Raw genomic sequence first — 16509 nt, 5'->3', positions numbered from 1 at the left:
ATTTAGTTCCTGTGCATCTATCCTTCACGGGTGGTACGATCCGCGACATGAACGAGGAGGACGCGGTCCGCGCCTGGCGCCAGATCCTGGCGATGCACGCCGCGGCCGCCTGCGCGCTGGAACGCGAGCTCTCCGAACGGCACCGGCTGGGCATGAGCGAGTTCGAGGTCCTGGAACGGATGGTCGAGGGCGGCCGGGAGAAGTACCGGGTCCAGGAGGTCGCCGACGCCGTCCACCTCAGTCAGAGCGCCTGTTCCCGGCTGCTCGCCCGCCTGGAGAAGGCGGGCCTGGTGACCCGGGCCGTCTGCCAGGACGACCGGCGCGGCATCTACGTGGGCATCACCGGGCAGGGACGCGAGCGTCACGCCACGGCCCTCCCCACCCACCGCGCCGTGATCGGCGAGATCTTCGCCCCCGTCGACCCCGGCACCTGCCGGCCCTCCGGCCGGGCGCGGCTCTCCGAGGAGACGCAGGACGCCTGGGACGCCGGAAGCGCCGAGGTCACCGGGGGCCGCTGCTCGGCACCGCGACTCCCCGGGCCGCGCGCCGGGGAGGCGAGCACCCCCGGAGACGCCTGGGACGCACAGAACACCGAAGACACCGAAGACACCGAAGACACCGGAGACGCCACGGCCCCCCGCCTCGAGGAGGCGGAGGGCCCGGCCTCGCGGGAGGCCACGGTCAGGCGGTGACGCGGTCGATCACCAGGGGCAGCAGGTCCTCGCCGGCCGCCTCGCCCACGGCGTAGGCGCCCTCCAGGGCGGCGAGCGCCCGCTCGAAGCGACCGCCCTCGTCGGCGTACAGCGTCATCAGCGGGGCGCCCTCGCGGACCGGGTCGCCGGGCTTGGCGTGCAGGACGATGCCCGCGCCCGGGGAGACCGGGTCCTCCTTGCGTTCCCGTCCCGCGCCGAGGCGCCAGGCCGCCAGGCCCACCCCGTAGGCGTCGAGCCGGCGGAGCACGCCGGACGAGGGCGCGACGACCTGCGTCGTCTCGGCGGCCACGGGCAGCGGGGCGTCCGGGTCGCCGCCCTGGGCGGTGATCATCCGTCGCCAGGCGTCCATCGCCGAGCCGTCGGCCAGGGCCCGCTCGGGATCCTTGCCCGCGGTGATCCCCGCCGTGGCGAGCATCTCCCGTGCCAGCAGCACGGTCAGTTCGACCACGTCGGCGGGCCCGCCCCCGGCGAGCACCTCGACCGACTCGGCGACCTCCAGCGCGTTGCCCACGGCCAGGCCCAGCGGCCGGTCCATCGCGGTCAGCAGCGCGACCGTGCCCACCCCGGCGTCGGTGCCCAGCTCGACCATGGTGGTGGCCAGCTCGCGGGCCTCCTCCACGGTCTTCATGAACGCCCCGGAGCCGACCTTGACGTCCAGGACGAGCGCGCCGGTCCCTTCGGCGATCTTCTTCGACATGATCGAGGAGGCGATCAGCGGGATCGACTCCACGGTCCCGGTGACGTCGCGGAGCGCGTACAGCTTCTTGTCGGCCGGGGCCAGGCCGTCGCCCGCCGCGCAGATCACGGCCCCGGCCGTGCCGAGCACGCCGAGCATCTCGTCGTTGGAGAGCGAGGCCCGCCAGCCCGGGATGGACTCCAGCTTGTCCAGGGTGCCGCCGGTGTGGCCGAGCCCCCGTCCGGACAGCTGGGGCACGTACCCCCCGCAGGCCGCGACCAGCGGGGCCAGCGGCAGCGTGATCTTGTCGCCGACGCCTCCGGTGGAGTGCTTGTCGGTGGTGGGACCCGGGAGCGCCGACCACTCCATCCGGTCGCCGGAGCGGATCATCGCCTGGGTCCATCCGGCGATCTCCCGCCGGTTCATGCCGTTGAGCAGGATCGCCATGGCCAGCGCGGACATCTGCTCGTCGGCCACGACGCCCCGGGTGTAGGCGTCGATCACCCAGTCGATCTGCCCGGGCGACAGCTCGCGCCCGTCCCGCTTGGCGGAGATGACCTCGATGGCGTCCATGGTCAGGCCCTCCGGCTCAGGTCGATGGCGTCCATGGTCAGGCTCCCCGGCTCAGGTCGTCGGGCCCGAAGGCGTAGGGCAGGATCTCCGACATCGGTCTCGGGCCGTCGACGGTCTCCAGCAGCATCTCGGGGCCGCCGAACTCGTACAGCAGCTGGCGGCACCTGCCGCACGGCATGAGCAGCTCCTCGTGCCCGTCGACGCAGGTGAACGCCACCAGCCTGCCACCGCCGGTCGCCTGGAGCGCGGAGACGAGCCCGCACTCGGCGCACAGGCCCAGGCCGTAGGAGGCGTTCTCCACGTTGCAGCCGGACACGATCCGCCCGTCGTCCACCAGGGCGGCGGCGCCGACCGGGAACTTGGAGTAGGGGGCGTAGGCGTGCCCCATGGCCCGTACGGCCTCGTCCTTGAGCGCGGCCCAGTCGACGTCCGCGCCCGTCCCGGCCCCTTCGCCGGTGCGGCCGTCCGTACCCGTGTCCGTCACACCGTCTCCCCTCGTGGGGACGGTGCGGGCCGTCCCCGTCGCGTCGTGCGTGTCACGCTCCCCCGCCCCGCCGTCACGTCATTTCCCCTGTCCTCTGCGGTACACCATGCCGTTGGCGGCCGGCGGGCGGAGCCGCTGCGCGGCCAGCGACAGCACCAGCAGCGTGGTGATGTGCGGGGTGACCGAGGTGAACTCCGACGGGATCGAGTCGGTCAGCGCGAACACCACGAACACGGTGACCGCCGCGACGCCGGTGATCAGCGCGGCCCGCGTCCGGTGCTGCCGTACGAGCTGGTAGACGGTCACGGCGACGAGCAGGATCACCACCACGAGCAGCAGCGCGTGCACCGACTCGCCGCCCCGGCGCAGCTGCAGCGCGTCGGTGTAGCCGAACAGGACGGCGCCCCCGGCCAGACCGCCCGGCCGCCAGTTACCGAAGATCATGGCGGCGAGGCCGATGAAGCCGCGCCCGCCGGTCTGTCCCTCGCGGTAGGCGCTCGCGGCCACCTGCGCCAGGAACGCGCCGCCCAGGCCCGCCAGGGCGCCGGAGACGACGACGGCGACGTACTTGTGCAGGTAGACGTTGACGCCCAGCGACTCGGCGGCCACCGGGCTCTCCCCGCAGGAGCGCAGCCGCAGGCCGAACGCGGTGCGCCAGAGCACGTAGTACGACAGCGGGACGAGCAGGATCGCCAGGATCGTCAGCAGCGAGACGTTCGTGGTCAGGCCGCGCAGGATGCCCGCCGCGTCCGAGAGCAGGAACCACCGCCCGGCCTCCAGGTCCCTCAGCGGATCCCCCACCCACGGCAGGCTCACCACCTCGGGCTTGGGCACCGGGGGCGACTGGGAGTCGCCGCCGCCCGGCATCTCGGCGAAGGTGACCTTGGACAGGAACTGGGTGACGCCCAGCCCCAGGATGTTGATCGCGACACCGGAGATGATGTGGTCGACGCCGAACGTCACGGTGGCGATCGCGTGCAGCAGGCCGCCCAGGGCACCGCCGATCGCACCCGCGACGACGCCCGCCCAGGGATTGCCGAACTGGATCGCGCCCCAGGCACCGCACCAGGTGCCCATGATCATCATGCCTTCGAGGCCGATGTTGACCACTCCGGCCCGCTCCGCCCACAGGCCGCCCAGACCGGCCAGGCCGATGGGGATGGCCAGCGCGATGGAGGCGTTGATCGCGCCCGCCGAGGTGAGGTCGACGGCGCCGGTGACGGCGCGCGTGAACGACAGCAGCACGACCAGCGCGCCGAGGGCCAGCAGCACGGTCCGCCAGGTCAGCCTGAACCTGCGTGCCGGGGCCTTGGGCCCCAGGAGGGGGGCCTCCGGCGTGGCGAGGGCGTTCTGGCTCATACCGGCGTTCCTTCCTGGGCCGGGGCGGCGCTCGCCAGCTGGCGGCTCACCCGGCGCTGCTCGGCGGCGACCTGGTAGCGGTGCACCAGCTCGTAGGCGATGATCACCGAGAGCACGATCACACCCTGCATGATGGTGACGATGTCCGGGGAGATCCTCTTGATCTGCAGGATGCCGGCCGAGGTGTCCAGGAAGGCCCACAGCAGGGCGCCGAACGCGATGCCGACCGGGTGGTTGCGTCCGAGCAGGGCGATCGCGATGCCGGTGAAGCCGAGTCCCGTGGGGAAGTCCAGGCTGTAGCTGTAGGAGGAGCCCAGCAGCTGCGGCATGCCGACCAGGCCCGCCACCGCGCCGGACAGGATCATCGAGACGAGGATCATCCGCTTGACGTTGACGCCGCTGGCCACCGCGGCCGGCTCCGAGCGGCCGGTGGCGCGCAGGTCGAACCCGAAGCGGGTCCGGTTGATCACCACGTGGAACAGGACGCCCATCGCGATCGAGAGCAGGATCAGGCCGAAGACCTTCGTCTGGGTGCCCGAGACGATCGCCAGCCCCGGCACCTGGCCGGAGGGCGCGATCGGCTTCGTGCCGATGTTGTTGCTGCCCCCGACCTCGACGGCCAGGCGCTCCTTGTTGAGCAGCCAGGAGCCGAGCGCGGTGGCGATGGCGTTCAGCATGATCGTGGAGATCACCTCGCTGACCCCGCGCCGCACCTTCAGCAGCCCGGCGATGGCCGCCCAGCCGGCACCGACCAGCACGGCCACGAAGATGATCAGCGCGACGTGCAGCGGGGCGGGCAGCGCGACCGCGCCGCCGACGGCCGCGGCGGTCAGCGCGGCGAGACGGTACTGGCCGTCGACGCCGATGTTGAAGAGGTTCATCTTGAACCCGATCGCCACCGCCAGCGCCGACAGGTAGTAGGTCGTCGCGGAGTTCAGGGTCAGCACGATCGAGCGGGGCCGGACGGCGTACTCGCCCATGACGACCAGCGTGTCCACCGGCGGGGCGCCGATGAGCCCCAGGATCACCATGGTGACCAGCGCGGCGAACACGATGGCCGTGACCGGCGCGACGAGCGAGAGCAGCCCCGCCGGTGAGACCCGGCCGAGCAGCCGGTCGGCGAAGGTCGATTCTTTCGCGCTCATCCGGGCGTCCCGGGGGGCGTGTGCGCTACGTGGGTGTTCATGCCGCCTCTCCAGCACCCGTCATGGCCGAGCCGAGCCGCTCCGGCGTCACGTCCTTGGGGCCGACCTCGGCGACGATGCGGCCGCGCAGGATCACCTTGAGGGTGTCCGACAGGCCGATCAGCTCGTCCAGGTCGGCCGAGATGAGCAGGACCGCCAGGCCCGCGGCGCGTGCCGCGCGCAGGTGGTCCCAGATCGCGGCCTGGGCGCCCACGTCGACACCGCGGGTGGGGTGGGACGCGATCAGGAAGACGGGGTCCCCGCTCATCTCCCGGCCGACGATCAGTTTCTGCTGGTTGCCGCCGGACAGCGCGGAGGCGTCCACGTCGATGCCCGGCGTGCGGACGTCGTAGCTCTCGACGATGCGGCGGGTGTCCTCACGGGCTCCGGCGCGGTCGATCCAGGGTCCCTTGACGTTGGGCCTGCGCGTCTGGTGGCCGAGGATGCGGTTCTCCCACAGCGGGGCCTCCAGCAGCAGGCCGTGCCGGTGGCGGTCCTCGGGGATGTAGCCGATGCCGGCCTCGCGGCGGCGCAGGGTCGTCCAGCCGGAGATGTCGTGCTCGCCGAGCCGGATCTCGCCGTCGGCCGGGCGCATGCCCATGATGGCCTCGACGAGCTCGGCCTGGCCGTTGCCCTCGACCCCGGCGATGCCCAGCACCTCACCCCTGCGGATGTCGAAGCTCACGTCGTCCACGACGCAGCGTTCCCCGTCCGAGTGGACCCTCAGGTCCCGCACCGAGATCGCCACCGTGTCGGTGACCGTGGACTCGCGGGTCTCCGGGCTGGGCAGCTCGCTGCCGACCATGAGCTCGGCGAGCTGCCGGGCGCTCACGTCCTTGGGGTCCACCTCGGCCACGGTCGTGCCGCGGCGGATGACGGTGATGGCGTCAGCCACCGAGAGGACCTCGTCCAGCTTGTGCGAGATGAAGATGATCGTGAGTCCCTCGCGGACCAGCTCGCGCAGGTTGGCGAAGAGCTCCTTGACCTCCTGCGGCACGAGCACGGCGGTCGGCTCGTCCAGGATGAGGATCCGGGCCCCGCGGTAGAGCACCTTGAGGATCTCCACCCGCTGGCGGGCGCCCACCCCCAGGTCCTCGACGGTGGCGTCCGGGTCGATGCCCAGGCCGTAGGAGTCGGAGATCTCCCGGATCCTGGCGCGGGCGGCGCCGAAGTCGATGGCGACGCCTCCCTTGCGGGGCTCGCTGCCCAGGATCACGTTCTCCAGCACGGTCAGGTTGCCGGCCAGCATGAAGTGCTGGTGGACCATGCCGATGCCCACCCCGATCGCGTCAGCGGGGGAGCGAAAGCCCACCTCGGCGCCGTTGACACGGATCCGTCCCTCGTCCGGGCGCTGCATGCCGTACAGGATCTTCATGAGGGTGGACTTGCCTGCGCCGTTCTCGCCGACGACGGCGTGCACGTGTCCCTGCCGTACGGAAAGGGAGATGTCGCGGTTGGCGACGACGCCGGGGAATCGTTTGGTGATCCCCTCGAGCTCGACGGCCGGTGCCGGGGTGCTGATGACGGCCTCCTCCGCACGGATGCCCGATACGGAACGTGGTGGTGAGGATAGGGCGAAGGGCCCGGAGGAGGGTGTCCGCCGGGCCCCGCGTGAGCGTTCAGGTCAGGAGGTCTTGTCCGGGACGGTCAGCTCGCCGGAGATGATCTTCTGCTTGTACTCGTCGAGCTTGGGCTTGACGTCGTCGACCTGGCCACCGGTGGTGGAGTAGTCGACGCCGTCGGCCTTGAGGTCGTAGGTCGTCGTGCCGGCCTTCACCGAGTTGGTGGTGAAGCTCTTCAGGAAGTCGAAGACGGCGACGTCGACCTTCTTGACCATGGAGGTCATGATGACGCTCTGCAGCTCGGGGGCCGCGGTCTTCGCCTGGTCGGAGTCGACGCCGATGGCCAGGCCCTTGGCGGCCTTGGCCGCCTCGAACACGCCGCCGCCGGAGCCGCCCGCGGCCTGGTAGACCACGTCGGCGCCCGCGTCGAACATGCCCTCGGCCGCGGTCTTGCCCTTGGCCGGGTCGTTGAAGCCGGTGAAGTCCGGCGGCTGGGTCAGGTACTTGACGTCGACCTTGATGTCGGACTTGACCGCCTTGGCACCGGCGATGAACCCGGCCTCGAACTTGTTGATCAGCGGCACCTGGACGCCGCCGACGAAGCCCACGTGGTTCTTCTTGCTCTTCAGCGCCGCGGCGGCGCCGACCAGGAAGGAGCCCTCGTGCTCGGCGAAGAGGAGGTTGGAGATGTTGGGACCGGCCGCCGCGGCGTCGTCCACGATCGCGAACTTGACGTCGGGGAACTCGGTCGCGACCTTCTTGACCGGGTTGGAGTAGGCGAAGCCCACCGCGATGATCGGGTTGAAGCCGCCGTCGGCGAGCAGGCGGAGCCGCTCCTCCTTGGCCGCCTCGGTCTCACCGGTGCCGGCCTCGAGCTCGTTGGTCTCGGCCAGGCCCAGCTCGGCCTTGGCCTTGTCCAGCCCGGCCGCCGCGGAGTCGTTGAACGACTGGTCACCACGCCCGCCGATGTCGTACGCGAGCCCGACCTTGGGTCCGGTCGCGGCCGACGCCGCACTGCTGGCGGCCCCGCTCGGCTGGGCCGACGTGGTCGGTTCCTCGCTTCCACCACACGCGGCAGCTCCCATGAGCATGCTGCCCGCCAGTGCGGTCGCGGCCAGCTTGCCGAATCGGTTCTGAAGCAAGATGACTCCCTTCGCGTTCTCAGTGCACGCGCGAAGAGACGCACGGCAACCCTGCACGGAAGATAGTTGGTCCGTCAGGGTTGACCAAACCGTCACACCAGTCCGAAACAGGTCCGTTATCCAGCTCAGGCCGCCCTGTGACACACGTAGCGTGACGAAACCACCCCGCGGGTGACACCGGACGGCCCTGGCCGCCGGGCCCCGGCCCGGCTCCGGTCTCCGACGTTCCTCTGACCGGATCCGTTGAGTAATTTTGCCCAAATATGTCCGAAGTTGCTCGGTAAGGGCTAGTTGTCGGCGTTCACGGCCATCAGGGCGTCGTCGGTGACCGGGCGCTGGCCCTCCCAGAGCGCGGTCAGCGCGGTCGCGGCCAGGAAGCGCACGCCGGTGCCGATGGCGCTCTCGTCCACGTCGAAGGTGCCCTGGTGGATGTCGGCCGACTCGGTCGACCCCTTCCGGCGGGTGCCCAGCCGGGCGAACGCGCCGGGGATGGACTCCAGGTACCAGCCGAAGTCCTCACCGCCCAGGCTCTGCTCGGTGGGGACCGGGGCGCCCTGGCCGAGCACGCCCTCGGCGGCCTCGGCCAGCATCTGCACGCTGACCTTGTCGTTGACCACCGGCGGCACGCCGCGCACGTAGTCCATCTCGGCCTCGACGCCGTACGCGCCCGCGACCGACTCCAGCAGCGACTTGATCATGTCGGGGGCCGCGTGCCAGGCGGCCTCGTCCAGGCAGCGCACGGTGCCCTCGGCGACGCCGTCGTCCGGGATGGCGTTGGCGACCGAGCCCGCCTCGACCCGGCCCCAGACCAGGCTCAGCGAGGAGCGGGGGTCGATCCGGCGGGAGAGCGCGGCCGGCAGCTCCGTGAGGATCTTGGCGAGCGCGAAGACCAGGTCCGCGGTGAGGTGCGGCCGGGCGGTGTGCCCGCCGGGGCCGCTCACCCGGATCGTGACCCGGTCGCAGGCGGAGGTGATCGGGCCGGTCTTGAGGCCCACCTTGCCGACGTCCAGGCGCGGGTCGCAGTGCAGCCCGAAGATGCGGTCGACACCGCTGATGCCGCCCGAGGCCATGACCTCCAGCGCGCCGCCGGGAAGCTCCTCGGCGGGCTGGAAGATCAGCCGGACCCGGCCGGGCAGCAGGCCCGCCTCGGCCTGCTGGGCCAGGAACAGCGAGGTGCCCAGCAGGATCGTGGTGTGCACGTCGTGCCCGCAGGCGTGGCAGACTCCCGGGACCGTCGAGCTGTAGGGGACGTCCTTCTCGTCCGGCACCGGCAGCGCGTCCAGGTCGGCCCGGAGCGCCACGGTCGGGCCGTCACCGCTGCCGACGTCGCAGAGCAGGCCGGTACCGCGCGGCAGCACCGAGGGGACGAGGCCGGCGGCGCTCAGGCGCTCGGCGACACGCTGGGTGGTGCGGTACTCGGCGAACGCGAGCTCGGGATGCATGTGCAGGTCTCGACGGAAACCGATCAGTTCCTGCTCGCCAGCGGCAAGGAACGTGTCGAGTTCTCCCCGCAAATTACGCCCCCGCATTGCTCACCGTCCCATCCGCGCCGGCGGGCTGTGGATCCTCGACGCACCTGTGCGACCGTCCGGGATCTCTGCGTCCACGGGGCCGTCTCGAAAAAAGCGATCGCCGCACCGACGGGCCGGGGTGGGCCTCCCGGACCGCATCGGCGCGGACTGGTCCGTCACCGGCGCGGGAACGGCGGACCGGTGGTCCGGGGTAGCCGTCGCGTCGGCGATGACACCGACTTTATCGCTCTCCCCGAGCGGCTCGCCGACATCCGGCCCAAATGTTTTGTCACCTCATGTTCCTCTTCTGGCACTTGCGCCCCAGGAGGACCACGAAAGATGGCTCCGATTGACCATGGGGACGCTGGTCCTTCGCGGGGACGGACCCCGCGGGAAAGGTGGCCGCACCCCTCTCCCAAACCTCGCCTACCTGGCAATTTACGTGACCCTCAGGTGCCGGTCATCGCACCGGGCGGAGTGATGTAAACAGGAAGAGTGCGTGTTTCACTTCGCATATGATCACTAACATCCCATTCGGGAAGAGATGGTCGCGTTTGAGCATATTCGAACCGGACGAGGGCGCCCTGTTGGTCATTCCCTCGCTCTCCCTTCCCCAGGAGGAGCTGCGCAGCATCCCCGCGGCCCGCTGCTACGAGGAGCGGCTGCTGTTCCTGCTGCTGACGCTGAGAAGGCCCGGCGTCTCGGTCGTCTACGTGACCTCGCTGCCCGTGGACGGGGCGATCGTGGACTACTACCTGAGCTTCCTCGACGATCCCGACGAGGCCCGCACGCGGCTGCAAATGATCAGTTTGGACGATCCCGACACGCACCCGCTCAGCGAGGCGCTGCTCCGGCGCCCGGACGTGATCGAGCGCCTGCGCGCGTCGCTCGGCCTCCCCCGCGAGGACGACGGGGGCGCCTGGATGGTCCCGTTCGTGGTCAGCGAGTACGAGGAGCGGCTGGCCGCGATCCTCTCCCTGCCGATCTACGGCCCTCCCACCGCCCTGGCCCACCTGGGCTCCAAGAGCGGCGGGCGGACGCTCGGCGCACAGGCCGAGGTGCCGACGGTCAGGGGGTTCGGGGACCTGCGGTCGCTGACCGAGGTGGAGCACGCCGCCCGCGCGATGAGCCCCGCGCCCCGGCTGATGGTCAAGCTGAACAACAGCTACTCGGGGATGGGCAACGCCATCCTGACCAGGGACGACCGCCCGATCACCGACTGCCCCACGAGCTTCTCCGCGCCGGGCGAGAACTGGGCGACGTTCGCCGAGAAGATCGCCGAGCGGGGGGCGGTGGTCGAGGAGTTCATCGAGGACCGGCCGCTGCGCTCCCCCAGCGCGCTGGCGAGGATCACCCCGGGCGGCACCGTCGACGTGGTCGCCACCCACGAGCAGGTCCTCGGCGGCCCCAACGACGACGTCTACCAGGGGTGCAGCTTCCCCGCCCGCCAGGAGTACCGGGCCGAGCTCAGCGCGTACGCCGAGCGGATCGCCCGCATCCTCGCCGACCGCGGCGTGGTGGGACTGTTCGGCGTCGACTTCTTCGCCGTCAAGGCCGGCGGCGGCTACCGGACGCTGCTGTGCGAGATCAACCTGCGCATCGGCGGGACCACCCACCCGTTCGGGGCCGCGGTCCTGACCACCGGCGCCTCCTACGACCCCGGCAGCGGCCTGCTCGTGCACGAGGGCAGGGCCAAGCACTACGTGGCGACGGACAACTGCGCCGCCCCCTGCCTGCGGGGCCGCGCCCCCGGGGAGGTCGTCAAGCTGATCCAGGACGAGGGCCTCGGCTTCGACCGGGAGCGCCGTACCGGGAACGTGCTGCACCTGCTGGGCGCGGTCACCGAGTTCGGCAAGCTCGGGTTCACCAGCATCGGCGACTCCGCCGAGGAGGCCGCCGAGCTGCACCGCAGGACCGTCTCGACGCTGAACCGTCCCGCCTGAGCGGCTCCGGCCCGCTCCCCGGCCACTCCGCCGCGGCCGTCCCGGTCACACCGGTCACCTCGCCTCCCGCAGGCCGCGCAGTGCCCGCAGGCCGATCGCACCGAGCACCACGGCCAGCACCAGGTTGACCGCGACCAGGATCCCGTGGACCACGTAGAACGACGTGGGGTGGCCGTCCGCGAGGTTGAAGCCAAGGTTGATCCATTCGAAGATCATGAAAGCGGCAAGGCCGATCAGAAAAGCGGCGATCTTTCGCGATATTTGCATGATGTCAGTATTCCGCCGAGTGGTGCGTAGCCGGTCAGGGCACCTGTACTCCATGCGAACCGGCACGAAGCTACCCTGAGATCATCATGGGGACCAGACACGTCGCGCCCGTCGGGGTGCTGCTCGCGGCGACCGCCTTTCTCGGCGCGCCCGCACAGGCCGGGGCCCGGGCGCCGGGCACGCCCGCGGGCACCGCATCGGGCACCGCATCGGGCGTCTCGCCGGGCACCGCCGCGCTGCCGGGCACCGGTTCGCACGGTGCGGGCACCGGCTTCGGGGGAGCCGGCCCGCCGGGCACCGGCCGGCTCGGGCCGAACGGCGCGGGGGAACCGGTCGGCGGTTCCCGGCTCGGCGAGCGGGGGCTCATCGTCCCCGAGGGCGTGAGGGCCCCGCCCAAGACCGCCGCCAGGGCGTACGTGATCGCCGACGCCGGGACGGGCGCGGTGCTGGCCGCCAAGGACGCCCACGGGCGCTACCTGCCCGCGAGCACGCTCAAGGCGCTCACCGCCCTCACCCTGATCCCCAGGCTGGACAAGAACCGGAAGGTCACGCCGAGCCGGCGCGCGGTGAACGAGGAGGGCAGCGCGGTCGGCCTGGTCCCCAAGCCGCTCTACACCGTCGAGGACCTGTTCAAGGCGCTGCTGCTGGTCTCCGGCAACGACAGCGCGATGGCGCTGGCCGAGGCCAACGGCGGCCTGACCGCCACCCTGGCCGACATGAACGCCGAGGCCAGGCGCCTGCAGGCGTTCGACACCGTGGCCAGGACCCCGAGCGGGCTGGACAAGCCCGGGCAGAGCAGCTCGGCCTACGACCTGGCCCTGATCGCCCGCGCCGGCCTGGCCAATCCCGATTTCCGCCGATATATCAGCTTGAAGACGGACAAGTTCCCGGCGCCCAAGGGCTACTACGAGATCGGCAACCACAACAAGCTGCTCTGGCGCTACAAGGGCATGATCGGCGTCAAGAACGGCTGGACCTCCAAGGCCCAGGGCAGCTTCGTCGGCGCGGCCAGGCGGAACGGCCACACGATCATCGTGTCGATCATGCGCCACGACGGCTACTTCTGGGACGAGGTCGCCGACCTGCTCGACTGGGGCTTCGCCAACCGCGGCCGGGTCACCCCGGTCGGGCGGCTGGTCGACCCGGCCCCCGCGGTCACCCCGTCCCCCATCGCGCCCGCCACCTCCGCGCCCCCGGCCGTCCCTGCACCGGTCGCCGCGACCGATCCGCCCGGCGCGGCCCGTCCCGCCGGCGGGAGCGTCCCGATCGGCTACTACGTCCTGGGTGCGGGCCTGCTGGGCGGCCTGGCCTGGCTGGCGTACGGCCTGCGCCGGCGCTTCCGCTGACCGGGGCCGCCGGACCCCGCCGGTCATCCGCCGGTCACCGCGGCTCAGACGGGGATGGCGGTCGCCGGGACCGGCGTGGGGTCGGGCGGCGGGCCGAGCGAGGCGGTGGCCGTCCAGGCGGCGGCGTACATGATCACCCGGGCAGAGAGGTTGATCCACACCAGCAGGCCGACCACCACGGCGAACACCCCGTAGACGGGGTTGTTCAGGGTGCTGGACAGCACCAGCGCGGCGAGCTGCTTGAGCAGGGCGAAGCCGATCGCGCCGAACAGGGCGCCGCGCAGCAGCACCGGGAACGGCTGCCGGAGGCGTCCCAGCCAGCGCAGCAGGATCAGGAAGACCACGACGTCGGCGAGCACGCTCACCGCCAGGCCGACCAGCCAGATCGTGGTGGTGGCCACCACCGACCCCGACAGCCCCACCCATCCGGCCACGGTCCCGCTGGCCTGGGTGGCGAAGCCCGCGACCAGCACCGAGGCCACCATCGTGGTGCCGACCAGGACGAGCCCGGCCAGGTCCCTGAGCTTGGCCATGGCGAAGCCGAGCGGCGCCTCGGTGGTCATGGAGATCTCGCGCAGCGCGCCGCGCAGCGCGTCGATCGCGCCGAGCCCGGCGTAGAGCAGGCCGAGCAGGCCGATGATCCCGGCGCTGGTCCGCGAGTCGGCGATCTCCTGGATCGGCAGCTTGTCGGCCAGGCCCGGCAGGTACTGGTCGATGGCCTTGCGCAGGGTGCCGGGGGCGTCGGGGGTGACGGAGAGGAAGTAGCCGAAGACCGCGAAGGCCAGCGCGACGATCGGGAAGAACGACAGGAAGGCGAAGTAGCTGACCGCCCCGGCGAGCCGGTCACCGGACTGGATCTGGTAGCGCTGGAAGGTCCTGACCAGATGGTCCAGCCAGTGCCACCTGACCCGGGCCGAGCCGAGCCGGGCCCCGAACCGTTCCTGGGCCGTCCGCACGCGTTCCCATGCACCTGTCACCTGCGCCCCCTACCCCGTCGCCGCCGTCTCGACCGCGTACGGCGACGGAAAGACCGTCGTCCGTGCGCGGGCCCGCGAGGCGGGCGGGGCAGGTCCACGGGACGGGCCGCGCGGGCTCACGGGACGAGCGGGGCGGGGTGCGATCGGGCGGGGCGAGGGGAGGACGGGACGGTGGAGCGGGATGTGACGGGCGTGACGGACGTGACGGGTACGGCGAGGCGACGACGGACCCGGGACCGGGCCCGGGACCTTCGCGGGGGTCGGGCGGGACGGGACCGCCGATCACGGGGTGGGCAGGAACCCCACCCGGTCGCGCACCCTGGCCATGGTCTCGGAGGCCACCGCGCGGGCCCGCGCGGCGCCGACGGCGAGCATCCGGTCGAGCTCGGCCTCGTCGGCGAGCAGCTTCTCGGTCCGCTCGCGGATCGGGGTGAAGGTGTCGACCACCAGCTCGGCGACGTCCTTCTTGAAGGTCCCGTACCCCTGACCGGCGTAGCGGGCCTCCAGCTCGGGGATGGGGACACCGCTCAGCGCGGACTGGATGCGCAGCAGGTTGGTGACGCCCGGCTTGTTCTCGTCGTCGGCCAGGACCTCGGAGCCGGTGTCGGTGACCGCGCGCATGATCTTCTTGCGGAGTGGCCCCGGCTGCTCCAGCAGGTCGAGGATGCCCGCGGCGGAGGAGGAGGACTTCGACATCTTCGCCGTCGGCTCCTGGAGGTCGGTGATCTTCTCGACCCCCTTGACGATGTGCGGCTCGGGCAGCGTGAAGGTCTCGCCGAAGCGGTGGTTGAAGCGCTGCGCCAGGTCGCGGGTGAGCTCCAGGTGCTGCTTCTGGTCGGCGCCCACCGGCACCCTGTCGGCCTGGTAGAGCAGGATGTCCGCGGCCTGCAGGATGGGGTAGGTGAACAGCCCCACGCTGGCCGAGCTCTCGCCCTGCTTGGCGGACTTGTCCTTGAACTGGGTCATCCGGCCGGCCTCGCCCATGCCGGTGAGGCAGATCAGCACCCAGGCCAGCTCGGTGTGCTCGCGGACGTGGCTCTGCACGAAGACCGTGGAGCGCTCCGGGTCCAGGCCCGCGGCGAAGAGCTGGGCGGCGGCCACCCTGGTGCGCCTGCGCAGCTCCTCCGGCCGGTAGTCCACCGTGATCGCGTGCAGGTCGACGACGCAGTAGAACGCGTCGTGGCCCTCCTGCATGGCGACGTACTGCCGTACGGCACCGAGGTAGTTGCCCAGGTGGAAGGAGTCGGCGGTGGGCTGGATTCCCGACAGGACGCGAGGACTGGCCATGGCACACAATTGTGTCAGCTGTCCGGAGTGATCGGTGCCCCGGGCGGAGACGCCCACCGGCCACCCGGGTCCCCCGCCTCCCGTCCCCGGGTCCCCGGGCACGGGCACCGCCCGCGTTCCCCCGCGGGCGCGTCCGCGTCCGGGAACGGGCGCGGGCGCGGGTCAGTCCTCGGGGGCGGCCTTCGCGTCCTGGCGGGAGGTGTTCCGCTTGATCCTCACCCGGGAGACCCTGCGGCCGTCCATCTCGGTGACCGTCATGTCGAATCCGGGGACCTCCACCCGCTCCCCCAGCACCGGGAGGTGACCGAGGGAGGACATCAGGAACCCGCCCAGGGTCTCGTACGGGCCGTCGGGCAGGCGGACGCCGCTGGAGGTCGCCACCTCGTCGAGGGTCGCCAGCCCGTCCAGCTCCGCCTCCCCCGCGGGCAGCGCGACGTGCTCGTCCTCCACGTCGTGCTCGTCGCGGATGTCGCCGATGAGCTCCTCGACCAGGTCCTCCAGGGTGACGATGCCGGCGGTGCCGCCGTACTCGTCCACCACGATCGCCAGGTGGTGGCCCTCCTTGCGCATCTCCGACAGGGTGGCCATCAGCCGCTTGCTGGTGGGGACCAGCTTGACCGGGCGGATCGGCACCAGCTCGCTGATCGGCTCGATGGACCCGGTCAGCACCGGGTCCAGCAGGTCGCGGATGTGGACGAAGCCCACGATGTCATCGTAGGAGTCGCGGTAGACCGGGAAGCGGGAGTGCGGCATGGCCGCGGCCATGACCGCCGCCTCGGCCAGCCGCGTGTCCGCGGACATGAACTCCACCTCGGTACGCGGCAGCATGACCTCGCGGAGCTGCCGCTTGCCCGCCGCGAAGACCTCCCCGATCAGGTGGCGCTCGTCGGCGGTGAGCTCCTGGTGGCCGACCACCATGTCGCGCAGTTCCTCGGTGGAGATCTCCTCGCGGTCGGCGTCGGGGTCGCCGCCCAGCAGCTTGACCACCCCGTCGGTGGACTTCGACAGCCCCCAGATGATCGGCCGCGACAGCGCGGCCATCCGGTCGAGGAACGGCGCGACCAGCAGGGAGATCCCCTCCGCCCGCTGCCTGGCGATCCGCTTGGGGGCGAGCTCGCCCAGCACCAGCGAGGCGTACGAGATCGCCAGCGTCACCAGGACCAGCGCGAGCGGGGCCGTCACGGCCTCGGGGACCCCCCAGCCGGTCACCACCGGGATGAGGTCCTTGGCCAGGGTGTCGGCGCCGAAGGCCGCCGAGAGCATGGTGGCCACGGTGACGCCGATCTGCACCGCGGACAGGAAGCGGTTGGGGTCGCGGGCGAGCTTCGCGGCCCTGGCCCCCCTGCGGCTCTGAGCGTCGAGCCGCCGCACCTGGCTCTCCCTCAGGGAGACCATGGCCATCTCTGCTGCGGCGAAGAACCCTCCGATCAGTACGAAGATCATGACCAGGGCGATGTTCGCCAGGACGCTGTTCACGAGGTCGTC

General features: G+C 71.5%; 14 protein-coding genes. 3 read left to right on the top strand and 11 right to left on the bottom strand.

Features of this window, described 5'->3' with window-relative positions; translation table 11 throughout:
* Positions 1-47 precede the first annotated feature (47 nt).
* Positions 48-692: a MarR family winged helix-turn-helix transcriptional regulator gene (locus ACIBCT_RS03875; RefSeq protein WP_399185862.1), complete on the top strand. Its 645-nt coding sequence runs from the start codon at positions 48-50 to the stop codon at positions 690-692.
* Here the strand turns inward: ACIBCT_RS03875 and ACIBCT_RS03870 are convergent.
* The 7 genes from ACIBCT_RS03870 to ACIBCT_RS03840 all read right to left on the bottom strand — a co-directional run bounded on the left by ACIBCT_RS03870 (position 682) and on the right by ACIBCT_RS03840 (position 9222).
* Positions 682-1962 (bottom strand): thymidine phosphorylase, encoded by a 1281-nt coding sequence (locus tag ACIBCT_RS03870; RefSeq protein ID WP_399185861.1) that lies wholly within the window; start codon positions 1960-1962, stop codon positions 682-684. The two genes, ACIBCT_RS03875 and ACIBCT_RS03870, sit on opposite strands and share 11 nt — an antisense overlap.
* A gap of 37 nt (positions 1963-1999) precedes the next feature.
* Positions 2000-2446 (bottom strand): cytidine deaminase, encoded by a 447-nt coding sequence (locus ACIBCT_RS03865; protein ID WP_399185860.1) that lies wholly within the window; start codon positions 2444-2446, stop codon positions 2000-2002.
* A 78-nt stretch (positions 2447-2524) separates the two neighbouring features.
* The gene (locus ACIBCT_RS03860; RefSeq protein WP_399185859.1) at positions 2525-3805 is read right to left on the bottom strand and encodes an ABC transporter permease; all 1281 of its coding nucleotides are present in this window, start codon (positions 3803-3805) and stop codon (positions 2525-2527) included.
* A complete protein-coding gene (locus tag ACIBCT_RS03855; protein WP_399185858.1) occupies positions 3802-4950 on the bottom strand; it encodes an ABC transporter permease in 1149 nt (382 codons plus the stop codon). Before ACIBCT_RS03855 ends, ACIBCT_RS03860 begins: the two co-directional genes overlap by 4 nt.
* 37 nt (positions 4951-4987) lie before the next feature.
* Positions 4988-6511 (bottom strand): ABC transporter ATP-binding protein, encoded by a 1524-nt coding sequence (locus tag ACIBCT_RS03850; RefSeq protein WP_399186092.1) that lies wholly within the window; start codon positions 6509-6511, stop codon positions 4988-4990.
* A 102-nt stretch (positions 6512-6613) separates the two neighbouring features.
* The gene (locus ACIBCT_RS03845) at positions 6614-7693 is read right to left on the bottom strand and encodes a BMP family protein (RefSeq protein ID WP_399185857.1); all 1080 of its coding nucleotides are present in this window, start codon (positions 7691-7693) and stop codon (positions 6614-6616) included.
* A gap of 287 nt (positions 7694-7980) precedes the next feature.
* Complete coding sequence (locus ACIBCT_RS03840; protein ID WP_399185856.1) at positions 7981-9222, bottom strand: M20 family metallopeptidase; 1242 nt, start codon at positions 9220-9222, stop codon at positions 7981-7983.
* A 536-nt stretch (positions 9223-9758) separates the two neighbouring features.
* Here ACIBCT_RS03840 and ACIBCT_RS03835 point away from each other — a divergent pair.
* Positions 9759-11147 carry a peptide ligase PGM1-related protein gene (locus ACIBCT_RS03835; RefSeq protein ID WP_399185855.1) on the top strand — a complete coding sequence of 463 codons (1389 nt, stop codon included), beginning with the start codon at positions 9759-9761 and terminating at the stop codon, positions 11145-11147.
* A 54-nt stretch (positions 11148-11201) separates the two neighbouring features.
* On the opposite strand, the gene ACIBCT_RS03830 is transcribed toward ACIBCT_RS03835, so the two are convergent.
* Positions 11202-11414, bottom strand: coding sequence for an SCO4848 family membrane protein (locus ACIBCT_RS03830; protein ID WP_399185854.1), 213 nt, complete (start codon positions 11412-11414; stop codon positions 11202-11204).
* Positions 11415-11500: 86 nt separating this feature from the next.
* On the opposite strand from ACIBCT_RS03830, the gene ACIBCT_RS03825 reads away from it, so the two are divergent.
* Positions 11501-12760, top strand: coding sequence for a D-alanyl-D-alanine carboxypeptidase family protein (locus ACIBCT_RS03825; RefSeq protein WP_399185853.1), 1260 nt, complete (start codon positions 11501-11503; stop codon positions 12758-12760).
* 44 nt (positions 12761-12804) lie between these two features.
* On the opposite strand, the gene ACIBCT_RS03820 is transcribed toward ACIBCT_RS03825, so the two are convergent.
* The 3 genes from ACIBCT_RS03820 to ACIBCT_RS03810 form a co-directional block, all read right to left on the bottom strand.
* A complete protein-coding gene (locus ACIBCT_RS03820; RefSeq protein ID WP_399185852.1) occupies positions 12805-13737 on the bottom strand; it encodes a YihY/virulence factor BrkB family protein in 933 nt (310 codons plus the stop codon).
* A gap of 282 nt (positions 13738-14019) precedes the next feature.
* Positions 14020-15024, bottom strand: a complete 1005-nt coding sequence (trpS, locus tag ACIBCT_RS03815; RefSeq protein WP_399185851.1) for a tryptophan--tRNA ligase — start codon at positions 15022-15024, stop codon at positions 14020-14022.
* A 162-nt stretch (positions 15025-15186) separates the two neighbouring features.
* Complete coding sequence (locus tag ACIBCT_RS03810) at positions 15187-16500, bottom strand: hemolysin family protein (RefSeq protein WP_399185850.1); 1314 nt, start codon at positions 16498-16500, stop codon at positions 15187-15189.
* Between the last annotated feature and the right edge of the window lie 9 nt (positions 16501-16509).

It is taken from the genome of Streptosporangium sp. NPDC050855, assembly GCF_044456585.1.
Taxonomy (GTDB): Bacteria; Actinomycetota; Actinomycetes; order Streptosporangiales; family Streptosporangiaceae; genus Streptosporangium; species Streptosporangium longisporum.
This window is presented reverse-complemented; position numbering and strand designations above follow the sequence as displayed.